The following is a 20,350-nucleotide window of genomic DNA, read 5'->3' as shown; positions in this document are numbered from 1 at the left end:
CACTCCCACCGGCCGAACCCGCGCTCGCCGCACCGCTCGCGGAAACAGCAGTCGCGCCAGAGCCGGAACTCCCACCGGCCGAACCCGCGCTCGCCGCACCGCTCGCGGAAGCCGAAGTCGCGCCGGAGCCGGAACTCCCACCGGCCGAACCCGCGCTCGCCGCACCGCTCGCGGAAACAGCAGTCGCGCCAGAGCCGGAACTCCCACCGGCCGAACCCGCGCTCGCCGAGCCCGCCACACCGCTCGCGGAAGCCGAGGTCGCGCCGGAGCGGGAATCTCCCGCCACCGACGCCACGCCTGCCGAGGCCGCGCCGAACCCGCCCACCACCTCCGAAACCGCGGCCGCTCAGCCCACGCCGAACCCACCCGCCACCTCGGAAACCCCGTCTGCCGAGGCCGTGCTGAGCCCGTCCGCCGCTTACGGAGCCGTGCCCGAGCCTCCCACCGCCGAACCGGCAGCTGCCGATCCCGCGCCGGCACCTCCCGCCGCCGATACCTCGCCCGCCAAGCCCGCGCCGCAGCCGAAACTCCCCATCGCCGCCGAAATCTCGCTCGCCGAGGTCGCGTCGGCTCCGGACCTCGCGCTCGCGGACACCGAACGCACCGAAGTCCTCCCCCTCGCACCGCCGGTGTTCCCGGGCACCGAAGCACCGAAGTCCACCCGGCCGAGTGAGCCCGCACCGTCCACCCCGGACACCGAGCGCACCGAGCGCACCGACAAGCTCCCCCTCCCCGCCGCACGAACGCCCCAGCCCTCGCCGCAGCCGCGACCCCGACCCCAGCCCCAACCGGAAGAAACCTCCCGCACCGTCCGCTGGCTCCCCCTCGGCGCCATCGGCCTGCTGGTGCTCCTGGTCGTCGCCGCGATCGCCGTCGCCACCACCGGGGACGACACCGCCGCCGCGCCGACCGGGCCGCCCACGCCCGGTACCCAGCCGCCGCCGGCCAGTCCGAGCAACGCCGCTCCCGCGCAGAGCCTGCAGTTCGCCCTGCGCGCCGCCGACGCCGATCAGCGGTGCGCATCGCACGCCTTCGGGGACGCCCAAGCCAGCCTGCAGCGGACCAGCTGCTCCGGGGTGCGGCGCGCCAGCTACGCCGCGACCGTCGACGGGCGGCCCGGGGCCGTCACCGTCGGGATCGTCCAGTTCCCCGACGCCTCGCAGGCGGCCGCCTTCAAGGCCGTCGCGGACACGCCGGGCGGGGGCGGCATCCTCGACCTCGCCACCGAGACCGGCAAGTGGGGCGACACCGCCCCGCCGCGCTTCGAGAACGCCGCCTACGCCTCCAAGGTCGAAGGCACGTCCGTGCGGCTGGTGCAGGCCGTCTGGGCGCCGGGACCGTCCACTCCGGACGATCCCGGCCTCGGCCGCGCCGCGAAGGCGGCGCTCGACCTGCCCACGCAGTGACTCAGAGCCCGTAGGCCTCGAGCAGCCGCAGCCACACCTCGCTGATCGTCGGGAACGACGGCACCGCGTGCCACAGCCGGTCCAGCGGCACCTCGCCGACGATCGCGATGGTCGCCGAGTGCAGCAGCTCCGAGACGTCCGGACCGACGAACGTCACGCCGAGCAGCACGTTCCGCTCGGTGTCGACGACGATCCGGGCCTTGCCGGTGTAGCCGTCCGCGTGCAGCGACGAGCCCGCCACCGCGATGTCGATGTCCACGACCCGGTCGGCCGACCCCGGCCGCGCGTCCGCCAGCCCGACCGCCGCGACCTCCGGGTCGGTGAACACCACCTGCGGCACGGCGTGGTGGTCGGCCGTCGCGGTGAAGCGGCTCCACGGCTCCGGAGCCACTTCGGTCCCCGCCGCCAGCGCCGCCACCGTGTCGCCGGCCGCGCGGGCGCCGTACTTGCCCTGGTGGGTCAGCGGGGCGCGGCCGGTGACGTCGCCCGCCGCGTACAGCCAGCCACCGTCCACTGCGGACACCCGGCCGGTGTCGTCGACCTCCAGCGCGGAGCCCGCCTCGACGCCGAGCGTCTCCAGGCCGAGCCCGGCGGTCGCGGGACGGCGCCCGGTCGCCACCAGGAACTCGTCGACGACGACCGTCTCGCCGTCCTTCAAGGTCAGCTCGGTGCCGGCCGCCCCGGCGGCGACCCGCTCGACGCCCGACTCCGTGTGGACGTACACGCCGGCTTCGCGCAGCCCGTGCAGCACGAGGTCGCCGGCGAAGTGCGCGTTGCGCGGCAGCGGGCGCTCGCCGGAGATCACCAGGTGCACCTCGGAGCCGAGCGAGGCGAACGCCTGCGCCATCTCGACACCGACCACACCGCCGCCGAGGACGCCGAGCCGCGCCGGGACCGACTCCGCCGACGTCGCTTCGCGCGAACCCCACGGCCGGATCGTGTCGAGGCCCGGGATCTTCGGCGTGCTGGGCACGCTGCCCGTGCACACGATCACCGCGTGCCGCGCGGTCAGCACGCGGTCGCCGCCGACGGTCACCTCCCGCTCACCGGTGATCGCGCCGTGCCCGCGGACCGGTTCGATGCCGGCGCCGCGCGCCCAGTCGACCTGTCCCGAGTCGTCGCCCTTGCCGGTGAACCAGTCACGGCGCGCGAAGACCGCCGCCGGGTCGACCCGGTCGCCGACCGGCACGCCGGGCACACGCTTGGCGGCGGCGAGGAGGTTTCCCGGCCGCAGCAACGCCTTGCTCGGGATGCAGGCCCAGTACGAGCACTCGCCGCCGAAGCGTTCGTGCTCGACGAGGGCGACCTTCAGGCCGCCGCGAGCGGCCCGTTCGGCGGCCACCTCCCCCACCGGGCCCGCGCCGATCACCACTACATCAAAAGTCTGTGCAGCCATGGGTTCAGCGCACACCACCGCGCGGGATCGCGCAAGCCAGCGGCTATCCTCGTCAGGAAGCTGCAAGTTTTCCTCGGCGGTACCGGGTGCCGTCGGCCCGGTGCGCGCGAAGACCGGAGCACGGGAGGTTGTCGTGGCCAAGAACACGGCTGTGCGGGTGCTGGATGATCTGACCGGCGAGGCCGCGGCGGAGACGGTCGGGTTCGGGCTGGACGGCATCGACTACGACATCGACCTCTCCTTCGCCAACGCCGACGCGCTGCGCGAGCTCCTGCAGCGCTACGCCGACGCCGGCCGCCGCACCGGGGGCCGCAAGCGCCGTCCGCGGATCGTGCCGGGCGCCAAGCGGCCCCGTGCGAAGGCCGCGGTGAAGAAGACGACCGCCAAGACCACTGCCAAGACCACGAAGGCGGCGCCGAAGGCCGCGGTCAAGGCGAAGACGGCCACCGCGAAGGCCGAGCCGGCGAAGACCACCCGCACCCGGAAGGCGGCGGAGCCGAAGAAGACGACGCGCGCGACGACGCGGAAGGTGCCCGGCGTCACGTTTTCGGCCGCCGAGTAAGTCCACTGTAGACAGCGGTCAGGTCGCGCGCTGGGCGCCGTCCGCGTGCCACGACGGGTAGTGGTAGCGGGTGTGCAGCAACGCCCGCTGCCGCGTCCGTTCGGCCTCGGTCGGCGGGCGCGGCACGAAGGTCCCGAGGATCTGCGACGCCGCCGCCCGCACCGCCGCCTCGACCGCCGGGAAGCCGGGCCGGACGCCGTGCTCGGCCAGCGACGCGACCGGGCTGCGGTGCGAATCGAGGGGCCGCGGGTCCGCCGGCGCGCTCGTCAGGTAGCGCCCGACCAGCGCCGCCGACGTCTCGACCAGCAGCGTCGAGTGCGCCAGCAGCCCGGTCTTGGTGCGGAACACGGCGAACCCGCACAGCTTCGCGTCGCCGATGAACAGCCCGCGGTCGCCGATCCGCGGCACCAGGCCCAGCTGGTCGACGGCGGCGCTCATCACCTGGCCGAGCGCCTCCAGCGGCCGGTCGGCCGGCCCGGGCAGCACCAGGGTCACGTTCAGGTTGCCCGGGTCGTGGAACACGGTGCCGCCGCCGCTGGCCCGCCGCAGCACCGGGACGCCGTCGCGCTCGCACTCCGGAACGCGCACCTCGCGCGCGATCCGCTGGCCGCGCCCCACCACGACGCAAACCGGGTTGCGCCAGAGCCACAGGACCGGTGACTCGGGCGCAACCCGGAGGAGTGCTTCGTCGAACGCGAGGTTCTCGGCGGGGTCGGTGAACGCGGCACGCACATCCGACCCGGTCGTCATAACGCCTTGAGTTCCTCCACGATCTCGCCCACCGACGACTTGGCGTCCCCGAAGAGCATGCTGGTCTTCGGATCGTAGAACAGGTCGTTGTCGATACCCGCGAAGCCGGAGCTCATGCCGCGTTTCAACACGATCACGGACCGGCTTTCGTTGACCTTGAGGATCGGCATCCCGTAGATCGGCGAGCTCGGGTCGGTCTGCGCCGCCGGGTTCGTGACGTCGTTCGCGCCGATCACCAGCGCGACGTCGGTCTGGGCGAACTCGGAGTTGATCTCGTCCATCTCCTTGAGCTGCTCGTACGGCACGTCGGCCTCCGCGAGCAGCACGTTCATGTGCCCGGGCATCCGGCCGGCGACCGGGTGGATCGCGTACGCGACCGTGATGCCCTTCTTTTCCAGCAGCTTCGCCATCTCGCGGACGGTGTGCTGGGCCTGCGCCACGGCCATGCCGTAGCCGGGCACCACGACGACCTTGCTCGCGTACGCCATCTGGATCGCCGTGTCGGCCGCGCTGGTCGAGCGCACCGGGCGCTCTTCCTTCGTCCCGCTGCCGGCCGAGACCGCCGGGCCGCCGCCGAAGCCGCCCGCGACGATCGCCGGGATGGACCGGTTCATCGCCTTGGCCATCAGGTTGGTCAGGATCGAGCCGGACGCGCCGACGATCATGCCCGCCACGATCAGCGCCGTGTTGTCCAGCGCCAGGCCCATCGCCGCGGCCGACAGGCCGGTGAAGGCGTTGAGCAGCGAGATGACGACCGGCATGTCCGCGCCGCCGATCGGCAGCACGACGGTCAGGCCGAGGATGCCCGCCGCGACGAGCAGCCCGACGATGAGCAGCCAGGAGTCGCCGCCGGCGATGATGGCCACCGCGCAGGCGAGCGCGACCAGCAGGAGCAGCGCGTTGACCGGCTGCTGCAGCTTGCCCATGCTGATCGGGCGGCCGCTGATCAGTTCCTGGAGCTTGCCGAACGCCACGTTCGAGCCCCAGAAGGAGATCGACCCGATGATCGCGGCGAACAGGGACGCGATCGCGATGTAGGCCGGTTCGTGCGCGTAGCCGTCGGTCGAGTTGAACTCCACCCACGCGATGAGCGCGACCGCGCCGCCGCCGACGCCGTTGAACAGGGCCACCATCTGCGGCATTGCCGTCATCTTGACCTTGCGCGCCGACGGGACGCCGACCACCGCGCCGATCGCGACGCCGAGGACGATGAGCAGCCAGTTGCCCATGCCCGGGGTGAGCAGGGTGGCGAGCACCGCGATGCCCATGCCGACCGCGGCGATCCAGTTGCCGCGGACGGCGGTGCGCGGGCCGGTCAGGCCCATCAGGCCGTAGATGAAGAGCGCGAACGCGATGATGTAGAGGATCGCGACGAAGTCGGTCACTTCTGCTCCTCCTCATCGGCGGGAGCGGGCTTCTTGCCCTTGAACATCGACAGCATCCGGTCGGTGACCAGGAAGCCGCCGACGACGTTGATCGTGCCGAAGGCGATGGCGATCACCAGCAGGATCTTGTTGAAGACGCCGTCGACGCCGAGGCCGAGCACGACCAGCCCGCCGAGCAGCACGATGCCGTGGATGGCGTTGGTGCCGGACATCAGCGGCGTGTGGAGGGTGTTGGGCACCTTGGAGATGACGGCGAAGCCGACGAACCCGGCGAGCACGAGCACCGCGAGGTTCTGCACCAGGGGACTCATGCCGGGCTCCCTTCGCGCCCGGCCACGCAGGCACCGGCGACGATCTCGTCTTCGAAGTTCAGCTCCAGCGCGCCTTCCTTCGTCACCAGCAGCTCCAGCAGCTCGGTGACGTTGCGCGCGTACAGCTCGCTCGCGTGCGAAGGCATTTCGGCGGGCAGGTTGAGCGGGGACGAGATGGTGACGTCGTGCTCCACGACGTCCTCGCCCGGCTTGGTCAGCTCGCAGTTGCCGCCGGTCTCGCCCGCGAGGTCGACCACGACCGACCCGGCGGGCATGCCCTTGACGGCGTCCGCGGTGACCAGCGTCGGCGCCTTGCGGCCCGGCACCAGCGCCGTGGTGATCACGACGTCGAACTTCGTGATGGCCTCGGTGAGCCGCCGCTGCTGCTCCTCGCGCTCCTCGGCCGTCAGCTCGCGGGCGTACCCGCCTTCGCCGACCGCTTCGATGCCGAGGTCGAGGAACTGCGCGCCGAGCGACTTGACCTGCTCGGCGACCTCGGGCCGCACGTCGTAGCCGGTGGTCTGCGCGCCGAGCCGCTTCGCCGTCGCGAGCGCCTGCAGGCCGGCGACACCGGCGCCGAGCACCAGCACCTTGGCCGGCGGGACCGTGCCCGCCGCGGTGGTGAGCATCGGGAAGAAGCGCGGGAGCTTCTGCGCCGCGAGCAGCACGGCGCGATAGCCGCCGATGCTGGCCTGCGACGACAGCGCGTCCATCGCCTGCGCGCGGGAGATCCGCGGGATCGCCTCCATCGCGAACGCGCGCAGGCCCGCTTCTTCGAGCTTCGCGAGCCCCTCCGGGTTGCCGCGCGGGTCGAGGAAGCCGACGAGCACGGATCCCCGGCTCAGCTTCGCGACTTCCTCCGGCGCGGGCGCGTTGACCTTCACGACGATCTGCGCGCCCCACGCGTCGCCGAGTTCGGCGCCCGCTTGGGTGTACGCGTCGTCACTCAGGTGCGCCCTGGCCCCGGCACCCGGTTCGACGACCACGCGCAGCCCTCGCTGCGCCAGCCGCCCGACCAGTTTGGGCACCATCGCCACCCGGCGCTCCCCCGGGCGTGACTCGGTCACCACACCCACGGTGAGCTGCTGACTCTGTTCGCTGTCCGTCACACGACCTCCTCATCGGCGAGGCACGGTCCGAGGGTTGTACCACGCCGGACCGACAGTCCCCAGTGACGTGAGTCGCAAGTCTCGGGGTTCTGCCGGGAAATACGAACGTCGTGCGGGAAACGTTCAGCGAGTTTTCCAGTGCGGGATGCCGAGCAGGATCAACCGCAGCCGTTTTTCCGCCGTTCCGGTGATTTTCGCGTCTTCACCTGGGCGGGCTTCCAGCAGTTCGACGGTCGTCGTGATCATCACGGAAACGATCAAGTCGGCCAGCATGTGCAGGTCTTCGGTGCTCCACGACCGCAGCGGCGCGAACCGGGCCAGGTCGATCGCCAGATCGCCGGAGAACATGCGCAGTTCGACGGCGATGGCGCGGGCGAGCGGCCCGCCGCCGTAGCGCTCGCGGGTCAGGAACCGGAAATGGTCCTCGTTCGCGCGCACGAATTGGTGCACGGTGGCCACCGAGGCGCTGATCATCCCCTGGTAGGTGTCCGGGTCGGTGCGGGCGGAGCGCATCATGCCGCGCAGCGTCCGCGTCGCTTCTTCGACGAGCGCGACGCCGAGTTCCTCCATCGTGGCGAAGTGCCGGTAGAACGCCGTCGGCACCAGGCCCGCGCCCTTCGCGACCTCGCGCAGGGAAAGCGTGGCGAACGGGCGGTCCGCCAGCAGGTCCAAGGCGGTGTCCAGCAACGCCTGGCGCGTGCGCTGCTTGCGCTCCTGGCGGCTCACCGGCTCCTCTGACACGTCCACCAGCGTACGGATGTCCACCGCGTTGCTCACGTCACATCCTCGCCTCTCCGCGTTGACAGCGGCTCCACTCCTGCAGTGCACTGTTCAGTGTACAGTCGTTCACTGTAATCGAGGAGGACGAGATGACGGCGCTCATCCCCCGGCGGGTGCGCAGCCTCGCCTCGCTGGCCGAGGCCCTGCTGACGCCGCACGGGATGGACCGGTACCTGGAGCTCGTCGACCCGATGCTGGTCCGCCGCGAGATCCGCGGGCTGGTCACGGCGGTGCGCAAGCAGACGCCGGACAGCGTCACCCTCACCGTGCGGCCGAGCCGCGCGTGGCCGGGCTTCACCGCCGGCCAGTACGTCCGCGTGCAGGTGGAGATCGACGGCGTCCGGCGCACGCGGTGCTATTCGCCGTGCGGTTCGCAGTACGACGGCGAACTGGAGTTCACGGTCAAGGAGCAGGGCCTGGTGTCCGGGCACCTCAACCGCGCGCTCGGCGTCGGCTCGGTCGTCAACCTGTCCACTCCGGACGGCGGCTTCACGTTGCCCGCCACCCGGCCGGAGCGCGTGCTGCTGATCGCGGGCGGCAGCGGCATCACGCCGGTGCTCGCCATGGCGCGCACCCTGGTCGACGAGGGCCACACCGGCGAGATCGTGTTCGTGCAGTACTCGAACGGCCCGGCCGACGCGCTCTACCGCACCGAACTGGCCGAGCTCGCCGCGCGGCACCCTGGCCTGCGGGTCGTGCACGCCCACACCCACACCGAGGGCGGCGAACTGCGCGGCTTCTTCTCCCCGGCGCACCTCGACCAGGTGGCGCCGTGGTTCCGCGACGCGGAGACGTTCGTCTGCGGCCCGAAGCCGCTGATGGACGCGGTGCGCGAAGAGCTCGGTGAACGCGTGCACACCGAAGAGTTCACGCCGCCGGCGTTGACCTTCGACACGGCGAACGCGGAAGGCCAGGTGCGCTTCAAGCGCAGTGGCCGGGAGTGCGCGAATTCGGGGAAGCCGTTGCTGGAGCAGGCCGAGGAGGCCGGGCTCTCGCCGGAGCACGGCTGCCGGATGGGCATCTGCTTCTCCTGCACCCAGCTCAAGACCGCCGGGCGCGTCCGCAACGCGCGCACCGGCGAGATCTCCGGCGACGAAGACGAAGAAATCCAGCTCTGCATCTCCGTCCCCGTCGGGGACGTCGAGATCGACGCGTGAGGAGACTGCCATGACGGGACTGCAGGACCGGCTGACCCCGGACCAGGTCGAGGAGTTCGGCCGCGAGCTCGACGCGCTGCGCCAGCGGATCGTCGACGACCTCGGCCAGGAGGACGTCGACTACATCCACAACGTCATCAAGACCCAGCGCGGGCTCGAGGTCGCGGGCCGGGCGCTGCTGTTCGCCGGGTTCTTCCCGCCCGCGTGGCTCGCCGGCGTCGGCGCGCTGTCGGTGGCGAAGATCCTCGACAACATGGAGATCGGCCACAACGTCATGCACGGCCAGTACGACTGGACGCGCGACCCGGCGCTGAGCTCGCAGCGCTTCGAGTGGGACACCGTGGCGCCGGCGGAGAACTGGCGGCACTCGCACAACTACATCCACCACACGTACACGAACATCGTCGACAAGGACCGCGACGTCGGCTACGGCATCCTGCGGATGGACACCGCCCAGAAGTGGCACCCGTACTACCTGGGCAACCCGGTGTACGCGACGCTGCTGGCGCTGTTCTTCCAGTGGGGCGTGATGCTGCACGACCTCGAGGTCGAGAACGTCGTCAAGGGCGAGCGGTCGTGGGCCGACAACGTGCCGGTCCTGAAGAAGATCCTGCGGAAGGCGTCCCGGCAGGTCGGCAAGGACTACGTCCTCTTCCCGCTGCTGACGGGTCCGCTGGCGCCGCTGACGTTCCTCGGCAACGCGACGGCCAACCTGACGCGCAACCTGTGGGCGTTCGCGATCATCTTCTGCGGCCACTTCCCCGCCGACGTCGAGAGCTTCACCGAAGAGGAGACGGCTTCGGAGTCGCGCGGCCAGTGGTACCTGCGCCAGATCCTCGGCTCGGCGAACATCTCGGGCAGCCCGCTGTTCCACATCATGAGCGGCAACCTGTCCCACCAGATCGAGCACCACCTGTTCCCGGACATCCCCGCGCGCCGCTACCCGCAGATCGCGGGCGAGGTGCGCGCGATCTGCGAGAAGTACGGCCTGCCGTACCACACGGGGCCGCTGCACAAGCAGCTCTGGTCGGTCGCCAAGAAGATCGTGAAGCTGGCTCTCCCGCAGACTTCGCCGTCGCCGACTACCGTGGAACCCGACCGGCAGCTCCGAGCAGCGTGAGGGTGACATGGTGGGCCAGTTCGAACGAGACAAGGACACCCTGCAGGTGATCACCGAATCGGCCGCGACGCACGTCGGCAACATAGCGTCGATCATCACCGGCGCGATCCGCGACATCGCCCGCGAAACGGGCGACTGGCTCACGGACGTCATCGAGATGCGCGAGGCCGCGCAGCGCGCCCGGGAGGACGACCCGGACACCCCGTGACCCGACGTTCGTGAAGGCCACCTCGAGGAACCCAGCGTTCCTCAAGGTGGCCTTCACGGCTTTCGCGGTCCGGAACTGTCGGTGGTCCCCGGTAGCGTGGAAGACGGGGGGCGCCCCCGCGGGCACCGCTCGTCCGCGCCGGCTTCCGCGATTTCCTCGGCCGGCCGCCGAACCGACCCGTCTGCGGACCACCGCTCCACGCCCCACCGCAACGGCAAGCGCGGCGCCCCGCGAGCCCGGTCATCCGCACCGGGCCACCTCCGCTCGCCGCGCAGGTCGCGAATGACTCATTCGCGACGCGAGCGAGCCGCCTCGCCGACCGCGGAGAGCCGGGCCCCGGACGTCATGAACGACCCTTTCACGTCACCAGACGCCGTGAACGACCCGTTCACAACATCCGAACCGGCCCCAACCCGGGCGCTTCCCCGAGTCCGCCCCGGGGGAAAACCGGATGGGCAACGCTCCCCACCCCGGCGAAACTGAACGCGTGACCAGCCTCGACCTGCCCCGTCCCCACCCGCTCCGCCGGGTCTTCGGCCCCCTCGCCGCGCGGGACTTCTGGGCCGAGTACGCCTGGCTGTGGCTCGCCGGCCCGCTCAGCCTGTTCGCCCTCTTCACCTTCGTCATCGTCGTCATCGCCGGCCTCTGGCTGACGCCGGTCCTGCTCGGCTTCCTCGTCCTCGCCGGCGCGCTCCTCTACGCCCGCGCCCTCGGCGCCGCCCACCGCGGCCTGGCGAAAGCCCTGCTCGGCGTCAGCGTCCCCGCGCCGCGCCGTCCCGAACTGAAGCCCGGGCTCTGGAGCTGGGTGAAGGCCCGCGTCGGCGACCCCGCGGGCTGGCGCACGGCCGGCTACCTGCTGCTGCGCCTCCCGCTGACCTTCGCCGGCCTGCTCGCCGTGGGCTCCGCGACGGTCTACGGCGTGGCCGCGTCGAGCTTCGCCCTCTTCTGGTTCCCGCTCGGCGAACGGGAGCTGCCGACCTTCGGCATCCGGGCCGACCACTGGGCGGGCGCGCTCGCCTGGTCCGCGTCGGGACTGCTGGTGCTCGTGGTGCTTCCGTGGGTGACCCACGCCTTCACCGCCCTCGACCGGCTGCTCGTCGTCGGCCTGCTCGGCGAACGCGTGCTGTCCGAACGGGTCCGCGACCTCGAGGCGAGCCGCGCGACCGCGGTCGAGGACGCCGCTCTCCGGCTGCGGCGCATCGAACGCGACCTCCACGACGGCGCCCAGGCGCAGCTCGTCGCGCTGTCGATGAAACTCGGGCTGGCCAAGGAAGAGCTGGAAGGCGCCGACCTGCCCCAGGTGAAGGAGCTGGTCACCGCCGCGCACGCCAACGCGAAGCAGGCGTTGACCGAGCTGCGCGACCTCGCCCGCGGCATCCACCCGCCCGCTCTGGACGCCGGGCTCGACGTCGCGCTCGCCACGCTCGTCGCGACGTCCGGGATCGACGCGCGGGTCACCGTGCACCTGCCGCGCCGCCCGCCGCCGTCGCTGGAGACGATCGTCTACTTCAGCGCCGCCGAGCTGCTCACGAACGCCGCGAAGCACGGCGGGACGACGTCCGTCGAAGTCACCGAGGAGCGCGACGTCCTCTGGCTGCGCGTGCGCGACGACGGGACCGGTGGCGCCCGGATCGTGCCGGGCGGCGGGCTGGCCGGCGTCGCCGAACGGCTGCGGACGGTCGACGGCGAGCTGGCCGTCACGAGCCCGGTGGGTGGTCCGACCGAAGTGATCGCACGGGTGCCGCTGCCCCGCTAGGGTCGCGGCATGCGGATCGTCATCGCGGAGGACTCCACCATCCTGCGCCAGGGTCTCGTCGAGCTGCTGACCTTCCGCGGCCACGAAGTCGTCGCCGCGGTGAAGGACGCCGACGCGCTGCGGACCGCCGTCGAGAGCCACACCCCCGACGTGTCCATTGTGGACATCCGGATGCCGCCGACGCACACCGACGAAGGCCTGCGGGCCGCGATCGCCCTGCGCGGTGAGCTCCCCGGCTGCGCGATCCTGCTGTTCTCCCAGTACGTCGAGACGAAGTACGCCGCCCAGCTGCTGGCCGACCGCGCCGGCGGCGTCGGCTACCTGCTGAAGGACCGCGTCGCGGAGGTGTCGGACTTCCTCGACGCGCTGCGCCGGGTCGCCGACGGCGAAACGGTGCTCGACCCCGAAGTCGTCAGCCAGCTGTTCTCCGCGACGCGCCAGACCGACGCGCTCGGCGGCCTCACCCCGCGGGAACGCGAAGTGCTGGGCCTGATGGCCGAAGGCCGGTCGAACTCCGCGATCGCGGCGAAGCTGTTCCTCTCGGCCGGTTCGGTGGAGAAGTACGTGACGTCCATCTTCGGCAAGCTCGGCCTGCCACCGTCCGAAGGGGACAATCGCCGGGTGCTCGCGGTGCTGCGCTACCTGGACTCCTGAGCCTTACGCTGGGAGTCATGTACTCCACCGAGATCGAGGTCCGCACCGGCTCCGAAGCCGTCGTCCACGACCTCACCCACGAGGCCGAGACCTTCCTGCGCGACGCCGACGCGACCGACGGGCTGCTGCACGTCTGGGTCCCGCACGCCACCGCCGGGCTGGCGATCCTGGAGACCGGCGCCGGCAGCGACGAAGACCTGCTGACCGCGCTCGACGAGCTCCTCCCCCGCGACGGCCGCTGGCGGCACCGGCACGGGACCCCGGGTCACGGCCGTGACCACGTGCTCCCGGCGCTGGTGCCGCCCTACGCGACGATCCCGGTGCTCGGCGGCGTGCTCGCGCTGGGCACCTGGCAGTCGATCTGCCTAGTGGACACCAACCTCGACAACCCGGTCCGCCGGGTGCGGTTCAGCCTCCTGGCGGGCTGAGCGGGCCGGCCACAGCGTCACCAGCAGGCCCGCGGCGAGCAGGGCACCCAGCACCCAGAGCCCGGTGGTGACGTCGGGCGCGCCCGGCACGCCCTGCAGCAGGCTGCGCAGTCCCTCGGCCGGGAAGCGGAACGGCGTCCACGACCACAGCAGCGCGCGGTAGGCCGGGTTCAGCAGCTCCGGCACCTGGCCGGCGACCGCAGGCGCGACCAGGTAGAGCGGACCGAGCACGGCCATCGCGCGCAGGCCGAGCAGGCGCAGCAGCCCGGCTTGCACCGCCGCGAACGCCGTCGCCGCGAGGAGGACGAAGCCGAGCACGCCGGCGTCCAGCGGGAGCGCGGAGTCCCACAGCGCGAAGAACCCGGCCACCGCCGCCGTGAGCAGCACGCCGACTGCGACGACCTGCAGGAACCGCGCTCCGGCGCCGATCTCGCGGCCGGTCCGCTTCGCCAGCTGCGTCAGGCCGAGGCCGGCGACCAGCGCGCCGATCCAGGTCAGCGCGGACGCGGCCAGCGGCGCGGTCCGCCCGGCCGGGCTCACCGGGTGCAGCACCTCCTGCTTCGGCGGCCCGGCCAGCGCGGTCGCGGCGCCGGTCAGCGCCTGCTGCGCGACCTGCGTGCCCGCCGGGTTGACCGCGCCCGACGTCACGACCGTGGCGACCGGGCCCGGCGCCAGTTCGAGCACGCCGTAGACCTTCTTGTCCGCCAGCAATTGCCGCGCTTCGGCCCGGGTCGCGACGGTCCAGGCGAGCTGGCCCCCGCCGTGCGCGGCGAGGCGCTGGGCGGTTTCGGGCGGTGCGGCGACGGCGACCGGGACGCCGTCGGGCGCGACGGTGGCCTGCGCGCCGAAGGTGAGGAACCCGAGCACCACCGCCACCAGCGCGCCGGCCGCGGCGGCGACCAGGGCGAGCGCCCCGGCGGGGCGCCGGACAGGACCGGTCATGACAACCTCCAGTTATTCGTCGCTTGTTGAATTCAAGCTACGATGTCCTCACCTCAGAAGTCAACACGTGTTGAATAGCGACCCCGGTAGCCTCGATCCCGTGACGAAGAAGCGGCTGGTGCTCTGGGACATCGACCACACCCTCGTGGACTTCACCGAGCTGGGTTCGGCCTGGTACGCGACGGCGTTCACCGCCGCGACCGGGGCCACCCTGCGCGTCAACCCGGTGTTCGGGGGCCGCACGGAGCTCGCCACGACGACCGACCTGCTCACCGCGAACGGCTTCGAGGCCGCGCCGGAGACGATCGAGGCGCTGTTCAAGGCCCTGGTCGCGGAGTCCGAACGCGCGGCGCACCGCTTCCCGGTGGAGGCCCGCGTGCTGCCGGGCGCGGCCGAGGCGCTGACCGCGTTCGCTGGGCACGACGGCGTCGTCCAGACGCTGGTCACCGGCAACCTGCCGGAGATCTCCCGGCACAAGCTCGCCGCGTTCGGCCTCCAGGAGCACCTCGACCTGGAGATCGGCGGCTACGGCACGCTCTCGGTGCACCGCCCGGACCTGGTCCCGCACGCGATGGGGCTGGCGGCGGCCAAGCACGGCACCGAGTTCGACGCCGACGAGGTCGTCGTCATCGGCGACACCCCCAACGACGTCAAGGCCGCGCTGGACAACGGCGCGGTCTCCGTCGCCGTCGCGACCGGCCACTTCTCCGCCGGGGAACTGTCCGCGGCGGGCGCGCACACCGTGCTGCCGGACCTGGCCGACACCGACGCCGTCCGGGCCGCCGTCCTCCGCTGACATCCTCCTGAGGAGGGGGAAACCCCTCAGTCGAAAGGACGACTCCCCTAGGGGAAATCTCGTCCCCATGCCCGATGTCCACGGGCGCCACCGCTCGACAGACTCTTCCCATGACTCAAACAGGGGCGGCGGGGAAGCTCGCCGGAGGGGGACGCGTCCGGGGGACCGTCGCGGTGCTCAGAGAGCGGCTGCCGTTCACCAGCAGCGTCACGGCCGCCATGCTCGTGCTCGCCGTCGCGTCCGGCGCGCTCTGGAGCGCGGCCGAAGACCGCGCGGCCTACCCGTTCATCGCCTACGGCCTGCCGTCGCTGGAAGCGGGCCGGTGGTGGACCATGCTCACCGGGCCGTTCTTCGCCGTCATCCCCTGGTACTACCTCCCGATGGTCGGCAGCTTCGCGCTCTTCGCCGGCTTCGCCGAGTGGCAGCTGGGCACGCGGCGGACGATGGCCGTGACCATCGGCGGCCAGCTCGCCTCCGTCCTCGTCGCCACCCAGTTCCTCGCGCTGTGCCGCAACTCCGGCTGGCTGTGGGCCGAGCGGGTCGCGGGCAGCCTCGACGTCGGGTTCTCCGGCGGCGCGCTCGCCGCGGTCGCGGTCGCCAGCGCGACGCTGCGGCCGCCGTGGGCGCTGCGGCTGCGGGCCGGGCTGTGCGTGTACGCCGGCGTCGCGATCGTCTACGTCGGCACCCTGGCCGACCTCGTGCACTTCTTCGCGCTGCTGCTCGCGATCCCGCTCGGCAAGCGGCTCGTCGGCCGGCACCGCGCCGAGGAAACGACGGGCCCGAACCTGCGGGAATGGCGGCTGCTGGCCGTCGCGGGGCTGCTGCTGCTCACCGTCGCCGAGATCGTAATGTTCCTCGTGCCGGGCGACGGCCCGTTCGGCTCGGCCGAGGGAGTTTCGCTGTCGGCGCCGGAGCTGGCGGTCCTGGTGGTGCTCGTGGTGCCGATGCTCAACGGGCTGCGCCGGGGTGGGCGCGTCGCGTGGCGCTGGGCCGTCGCGCTGTCGGCTTTCGTGACGCTGCAAGGGCTCGCCGTCGCCACGCTCGTCGGGCTGGCCGACGTCTTCGGCGGGGACTACGACACCGAGGGCCTGCCGCTGTTCTTCGTCGACAATCTCTTGTGGACGGTCGAGCTGGGCGTCCTGATCGCCGCCCGCCACGCCTTCCGCGTGCCTTCGCGACGCCGGCTGCGGCGCCACGCGCAGGGCCCGGGGCCCGCGCTGGCCCGCACGCTCCTGGGCCACCACGGCGGCAGCACGCTGTCGTGGATGACGACCTGGCCGCGCAACACCTACTTCGTCCGTGAGGACGGCCGGTCCTACCTCGCCTACCGGCGGCACGCGGGGGTTGCGGTCGCGCTCGGCGACCCGATCGCACCGGACGGCACCGCGGCGGCCACGGTCACCGAGTTCACCACGATGTGCGAGAACTCCGGCCTGGTGCCGTGCGTGTTCTCGGCGACGGAGGCCACCGTCGCGGCGACGCGCGAACAGGGCTGGCAGCACGTCCAGGTCGCCGAGGACAACGTGCTGGACCTCGAGGGCCTCGAGTTCCGCGGCAAGGCGTGGCAGGACGTCCGATCCGCGCTGAACAAGGCCGCCAAGCAGCAGATCGACTTCCGGCTGGTGCGCTTGGCCGACCAGCCGGAACCCATCCTCGCCCAGGTCCGGGCCCTCTCGGAGGAGTGGATCGCCGACAAGGGCATGCCGGAGATGGGCTTCACGCTCGGCGGGCTCGACGAGGCGATGGACCCGGCCACCCGGGTCGGCCTCGCGGTCGACGCGGAGGGCACCGTCCACGGCGTGACGTCGTGGCTCCCGGTCCACACCGGCGCGGGCAAGATCGGCGGCTGGACGCTCGACGTCATGCGCCGCAGCGCCCACGGCTTCCGCCCGGTGATGGAGTTCCTCATCGCCTCGGCCTGCCTGGCGTTCCGGGAAGAGGGCGCGCGGTTCGTCTCGCTGTCCGGCGCACCCCTGGCCCGCAGCGGCTCCGGCTCCGCGCGGCCGGTGGACCGGGCACTGGAGTCGCTGGGCCGCGTGATGGAGCCGTACTACGGTTTCCGGTCGCTGCACGCGTTCAAGGCGAAGTTCCAGCCGCGCCACGTCCCGCTGTACCTGGCGTTCCGCGACGAAGCCGACCTCCCCCGGATCGGCCTGGCGCTGAGCCGGGCGTACCTGCCGGACGTCCGCCTGCGGGAGCTGGCGAAGCTGGTCAGCAGCTCTCGGGCACGCTGATCCGCAGGGGGCAGCGGTCGAACGAGACGATGACGTGGTGGACCGCCTCGGCGTCGGCGACGGCCATCAGCACGGTGCCGTCGTCCTCGCCCGCCCCGGTCCACGCGGTGACCTTCGCCGCCTGCTCCTACCGCTCGCGCAGTTCCGGATCCGTGTGAGCCGTCTGTCCGCGTCACCGCCCATGCGAGCGGCTCGCCGAATTCCGGCTAGCGGTAGGTGGTCGGCGGCGGAGTCGTCGTGCCGCGGTCCGCCGCCGGCACGAACCGGTAGCTCCGCACGATCCCGACCAGGTCGTCACGCACCGAAGGGCCACCCCGGTCGCTGTCCGCGTACGCCACCACGATCCCGGCCGTCCCCGAGTCCCCGCCGAACGCCATCGCCGCCACGAGCGCGTGCTTCGCCGCGCACTCCCCCGTTTCCGTGGGGACGACTTCCGCGACGACGATCCGCGCCGGCGCTTTCGTCCCGTCGGCCTTCGTGAGCTGCGCGTCGGTCCCGGCGCCGGCGGTCACCGCGGCAAGCGGACCGTCGACCGGGCTGAACGCGCTGACCCCGACGTCGGTGACCGCCTTCCGGGCCGCCGCGTCGAGATCGGTCAGCGGCTCCGTGGACACGCCGGCGCCACCGAGGTCGCTGGTGCCGCAGAAGTGCTCGCCCAGGAACGCGCTCGTGATCAGGCGGAGCCCCGGGATCGCGCCGGTCTGCTCCCAGCCGTGCAGCGTGCCGGGCTCGGGCTTCCAGTTCGGCGGGACGTCGTAGGCGTAGGAACCGTCGCGGCCGGCCACCGACTGCCAGCCCGTGACCGCCGGCGGAACCGCTGCGCGCGGCAAGGGCGTGACCACCACCGGCGAACGCGGCGACGGCGTCGAGGACGCGTCATGCGGCTTGCCGACGCCCAGCGCGTTGAGCACCCCGGCGACCAGCGCGATGAACACCAGGCCGAACCACGGCGCCCGCCGCCACTTCAGCGGCTTCGCGGCCGGGCGGATCCGCTTCGGCCGCGCGCGCTGGACCTCCGGCGCGTCCGCGGGTTCGTAACCGCCGAACCCGCGGAGCGCCGCGTTGTCCTCGTACCCCGGCGTCGGGTCGTCGGATCGCCGGTGGAACCGGGCCATCAGGACCGGACGAGCTTCACCAGGTGCTCGACGACGGCGTCGACCGCGATCTCCTCGCGCTCGCCCGTCCGCCGGTCCTTGACCTCGACGACGCCGTTGGCCAGGCCGCGCCCGACCACGAGGATGGTCGGCACGCCGACCAGCTCGGCGTCGGCGAACTTGACCCCGGGCGTGGCCTTGCGGTCGTCGAGGATGATCTCCAGACCGGCGTTGTCCAGCTCGGCGGCGATCTTCTCGGCGCCGGCGCGCACCGCGTCGTCCTTGCCCGCGATGACGACGTGCACGTCGAACGGCGACACCTCGCGCGGCCAGATCAGGCCGAGGTCGTCGTGGTTCTGCTCGGCGAGCACGCCGACCAGCCTCGAGACGCCGACGCCGTACGAGCCCATCGTGATCCGGATCGGCTTGGAGTCCGGGCCCAGCGCGTCCAGCTCGAACGCGTCCGCGTACTTGCGGCCCAGCTGGAAGATGTGCCCGATCTCGATGCCGCGCGCGGCGACCAGGGTGCCCTGGCCGTCCGGCGACGCGTCGCCCTCGCGGACCTCGGCGGCCTCGATCGTGCCGTCCGGGGTGAAGTCGCGGCCGGCCAGCAGGTCGACGACGTGGTGGTCGACCTTGTCGGCGCCGGTGACCCAGGCGGTGCCGGAGACGATCCGGGGGTCGGCGAGGTAGCGCACGCCGTTGTCCTGCAGCGCCTTCGGGCCGATGTAGCCCTTGACCAGGAACGGGTTCTTCGCGAAGTCGGCCTCTTCGAGCAGCGCCACCTCGGCGGGCTCCAGCGACGCTTCGAGGCGCTTCATGTCCACTTCGCGGTCACCCGGGACCGCGACGCAGACCAGGTCCCACTCCTTCGCGCCCGGCTGGCGCGTCTTGAGCATGACGTTCTTCAGCGTGTCCGCGGCGGTGAACTCGCGGCCGAGCCCGGCCGCGTTGAGGAAGTTCACCAGCGACTCGATGGTCGGCGTGTTCGGCGTGTGGTGCACCTGCGCCTCGGGGCGGCCCTCGATCGGCTGCGCGGGCGGCGGGGGCGTCACGACGGCTTCGACGTTCGCTGCGTAGCCCGAGTCCGTGCTGCGGACGTAGGTGTCCTCGCCCGTCTCGGCGACCGCGAGGAACTCCTCGGACGCCGAGCCGCCCATCGCGCCCGACGTCGCCTTCACGACGACGTACTCGAGTCCGAGGCGGTCGAACAGCTTCGTGTAGGCGTCGCGGTGGGCCTGGTAGGAGCGCTCCAGACCCTCGTCGTCGAGGTCGAAGGAGTAGGAGTCCTTCATGACGAACTCACGGCCGCGCAGGATGCCGGCGCGGGGGCGCGCTTCGTCGCGGTACTTGGTCTGGATCTGGTACAGCGTGACCGGGTAGTCGCGGTACGAGCTGTACTCGCCCTTCACCGTCAGCGTGAAGAGCTCTTCGTGCGTCGGGCCGAGCAGGTAGTCGGCGCCCTTGCGGTCCTTGAGGCGGAAGAGGCTGTCGCCGTACTCGGTCCAGCGGCCGGTCGCCTCGTAGGGCTCCTTCGGCAGCAGCGCGGGGAACTGGATCTCCTGCGCGCCGATGGCGTTCATCTCGTCACGCACGACGTTCTCGACGCGCCGCAGCACCCGCAGGCCCAGCGGCAGCCAGGAGTACCCGCCCGGGGCGACCCGGCGGACGTAGCCGGCGCGTACCAGGAGCCGGTGGCTCGGTACCTCGGCGTCCGCCGGATCCTCGCGCAACGTGCGAAGGAACAACGACGAAGTCCTGGTGATCACTGCGGGGCTCCCTGCGCCGGGCGGGTGTGAAAGTCCCGCTCAGGGTAGTCACTCACCCCGCCGTGACTCCAACGGGTTACTCGGCGGCCGTTTTCGTCGGAGGTCGCCGCTAGCTTCGGGGCATGGCGATCCACATGGGCATGATCACGATCGACTGCGCGGACCCGCGCGGTCTGGCGCAGTTCTGGACGGCGGCGCTCGAGACGACGGTCGCGCAGGACTACGCGGGCGAGTTCCTCATCCTCGCGCCCGCCGAGGGCGGTCTCCCGCTGGCGCTGCAGCGGGTCCCGGAGCCGAGGGCGGGCAAGAACCGGGTGCACGTCGACTTCGGCGGCGACGATCACGAAGTCGAGGTGAAACGCCTGGTGGGGCTGGGTGCGAAGGAGCTCGCGGTGCACCAGGCACCGGGCCTGACCTGGACGGTGCTGGCCGATCCCGAGGGCAACGAGTTCTGCGTTTCGGGAGGTGAGCACTGAGCGCGCGGCGGCGCCCG

The 20,350-nt window shown here is 72.1% G+C and carries 20 protein-coding genes; 11 read left to right on the top strand and 9 right to left on the bottom strand.

What is annotated here, in order from left to right:
• Positions 1-1,406, top strand: a 1,406-nt coding sequence (locus AB0B33_RS37445; protein WP_360780931.1) for a hypothetical protein, incomplete at its 5' end; no start/stop codon positions are given.
• A gap of 1 nt (position 1,407) precedes the next feature.
• Here the strand turns inward: AB0B33_RS37445 and AB0B33_RS37440 are convergent.
• Positions 1,408-2,802, bottom strand: a complete 1,395-nt coding sequence (locus AB0B33_RS37440) for an NAD(P)/FAD-dependent oxidoreductase (protein ID WP_360780928.1) — start codon at positions 2,800-2,802, stop codon at positions 1,408-1,410.
• Positions 2,803-2,935: 133 nt separating this feature from the next.
• Here AB0B33_RS37440 and AB0B33_RS37435 point away from each other — a divergent pair, with 133 nt between their 5' ends.
• A complete protein-coding gene (locus AB0B33_RS37435; protein WP_360780925.1) occupies positions 2,936-3,364 on the top strand; it encodes a histone-like nucleoid-structuring protein Lsr2 in 429 nt (142 codons plus the stop codon).
• 18 nt (positions 3,365-3,382) lie between these two features.
• Here AB0B33_RS37435 and AB0B33_RS37430 read toward each other — a convergent pair whose 3' ends face one another.
• The 5 genes from AB0B33_RS37430 to AB0B33_RS37410 form a co-directional block, all read right to left on the bottom strand.
• The gene (locus tag AB0B33_RS37430; protein ID WP_360780922.1) at positions 3,383-4,114 is read right to left on the bottom strand and encodes a lipoate--protein ligase family protein; all 732 of its coding nucleotides are present in this window, start codon (positions 4,112-4,114) and stop codon (positions 3,383-3,385) included.
• On the bottom strand, positions 4,111-5,499 hold the full coding sequence (locus tag AB0B33_RS37425; RefSeq protein WP_360780919.1) for an NAD(P)(+) transhydrogenase (Re/Si-specific) subunit beta: 1,389 nt from the start codon (positions 5,497-5,499) through the stop codon (positions 4,111-4,113). Before AB0B33_RS37425 ends, AB0B33_RS37430 begins: the two co-directional genes overlap by 4 nt.
• Positions 5,496-5,810 (bottom strand): NAD(P) transhydrogenase subunit alpha, encoded by a 315-nt coding sequence (locus AB0B33_RS37420; protein WP_086679991.1) that lies wholly within the window; start codon positions 5,808-5,810, stop codon positions 5,496-5,498. Before AB0B33_RS37420 ends, AB0B33_RS37425 begins: the two co-directional genes overlap by 4 nt.
• Positions 5,807-6,919: a Re/Si-specific NAD(P)(+) transhydrogenase subunit alpha gene (locus AB0B33_RS37415; protein ID WP_360780915.1), complete on the bottom strand. Its 1,113-nt coding sequence runs from the start codon at positions 6,917-6,919 to the stop codon at positions 5,807-5,809. Before AB0B33_RS37415 ends, AB0B33_RS37420 begins: the two co-directional genes overlap by 4 nt.
• Before the next feature lie 123 nt (positions 6,920-7,042).
• A complete protein-coding gene (locus AB0B33_RS37410) occupies positions 7,043-7,696 on the bottom strand; it encodes a TetR family transcriptional regulator (RefSeq protein WP_360780912.1) in 654 nt (217 codons plus the stop codon).
• 92 nt (positions 7,697-7,788) lie between these two features.
• Here AB0B33_RS37410 and AB0B33_RS37405 point away from each other — a divergent pair, with 92 nt between their 5' ends.
• The 6 genes from AB0B33_RS37405 to AB0B33_RS37380 all read left to right on the top strand — a co-directional run bounded on the left by AB0B33_RS37405 (position 7,789) and on the right by AB0B33_RS37380 (position 13,022).
• Complete coding sequence (locus AB0B33_RS37405) at positions 7,789-8,856, top strand: FAD-binding oxidoreductase (RefSeq protein ID WP_360780909.1); 1,068 nt, start codon at positions 7,789-7,791, stop codon at positions 8,854-8,856.
• A gap of 10 nt (positions 8,857-8,866) precedes the next feature.
• Complete coding sequence (locus AB0B33_RS37400) at positions 8,867-9,976, top strand: acyl-CoA desaturase (RefSeq protein ID WP_360780906.1); 1,110 nt, start codon at positions 8,867-8,869, stop codon at positions 9,974-9,976.
• Positions 9,977-9,983: 7 nt separating this feature from the next.
• Positions 9,984-10,184 (top strand): hypothetical protein, encoded by a 201-nt coding sequence (locus AB0B33_RS37395; protein ID WP_086859936.1) that lies wholly within the window; start codon positions 9,984-9,986, stop codon positions 10,182-10,184.
• Between the two features lie 451 nt (positions 10,185-10,635).
• The gene (locus tag AB0B33_RS37390) at positions 10,636-11,940 is read left to right on the top strand and encodes a sensor domain-containing protein (RefSeq protein WP_360780904.1); all 1,305 of its coding nucleotides are present in this window, start codon (positions 10,636-10,638) and stop codon (positions 11,938-11,940) included.
• Between the two features lie 9 nt (positions 11,941-11,949).
• Positions 11,950-12,594, top strand: a complete 645-nt coding sequence (locus AB0B33_RS37385) for a response regulator transcription factor (RefSeq protein ID WP_125306195.1) — start codon at positions 11,950-11,952, stop codon at positions 12,592-12,594.
• A 17-nt stretch (positions 12,595-12,611) separates the two neighbouring features.
• Positions 12,612-13,022, top strand: coding sequence for a secondary thiamine-phosphate synthase enzyme YjbQ (locus AB0B33_RS37380; protein ID WP_360780900.1), 411 nt, complete (start codon positions 12,612-12,614; stop codon positions 13,020-13,022).
• On the opposite strand, the gene AB0B33_RS37375 is transcribed toward AB0B33_RS37380, so the two are convergent.
• Complete coding sequence (locus tag AB0B33_RS37375) at positions 12,960-13,964, bottom strand: ABC transporter permease (RefSeq protein WP_360780897.1); 1,005 nt, start codon at positions 13,962-13,964, stop codon at positions 12,960-12,962. The genes AB0B33_RS37380 and AB0B33_RS37375 overlap by 63 nt on opposite strands.
• 100 nt (positions 13,965-14,064) lie before the next feature.
• Here AB0B33_RS37375 and AB0B33_RS37370 point away from each other — a divergent pair, with 100 nt between their 5' ends.
• Both AB0B33_RS37370 and AB0B33_RS37365 read left to right on the top strand, forming a co-directional pair.
• Positions 14,065-14,760 carry an HAD family hydrolase gene (locus AB0B33_RS37370; RefSeq protein ID WP_360780894.1) on the top strand — a complete coding sequence of 232 codons (696 nt, stop codon included), beginning with the start codon at positions 14,065-14,067 and terminating at the stop codon, positions 14,758-14,760.
• Positions 14,761-14,870: 110 nt separating this feature from the next.
• Positions 14,871-16,994 (top strand): DUF2156 domain-containing protein, encoded by a 2,124-nt coding sequence (locus AB0B33_RS37365; protein ID WP_360780891.1) that lies wholly within the window; start codon positions 14,871-14,873, stop codon positions 16,992-16,994.
• Between the two features lie 206 nt (positions 16,995-17,200).
• Here the strand turns inward: AB0B33_RS37365 and AB0B33_RS37360 are convergent, their stop codons facing one another.
• Positions 17,201-18,109, bottom strand: coding sequence for a hypothetical protein (locus AB0B33_RS37360; RefSeq protein WP_360780888.1), 909 nt, complete (start codon positions 18,107-18,109; stop codon positions 17,201-17,203).
• On the bottom strand, positions 18,109-19,857 hold the full coding sequence (locus tag AB0B33_RS37355) for a proline--tRNA ligase (protein WP_360780885.1): 1,749 nt from the start codon (positions 19,855-19,857) through the stop codon (positions 18,109-18,111). The genes AB0B33_RS37360 and AB0B33_RS37355 overlap by 1 nt, the downstream gene beginning before the upstream one ends.
• Positions 19,858-19,979: 122 nt before the next feature.
• On the opposite strand from AB0B33_RS37355, the gene AB0B33_RS37350 reads away from it, so the two are divergent.
• Positions 19,980-20,333: a VOC family protein gene (locus tag AB0B33_RS37350; protein ID WP_360780882.1), complete on the top strand. Its 354-nt coding sequence runs from the start codon at positions 19,980-19,982 to the stop codon at positions 20,331-20,333.
• The last annotated feature ends 17 nt before the right edge of the window (positions 20,334-20,350 follow it).

The sequence above is a fragment of the Amycolatopsis sp. NPDC049159 genome, assembly GCF_040648295.1.
Classification (GTDB): Bacteria; Actinomycetota; Actinomycetes; order Mycobacteriales; family Pseudonocardiaceae; genus Amycolatopsis; species Amycolatopsis pretoriensis_A.
Note: the sequence above shows the minus strand (reverse complement) of the source record. Positions and strands in the feature narration are given on the sequence as shown.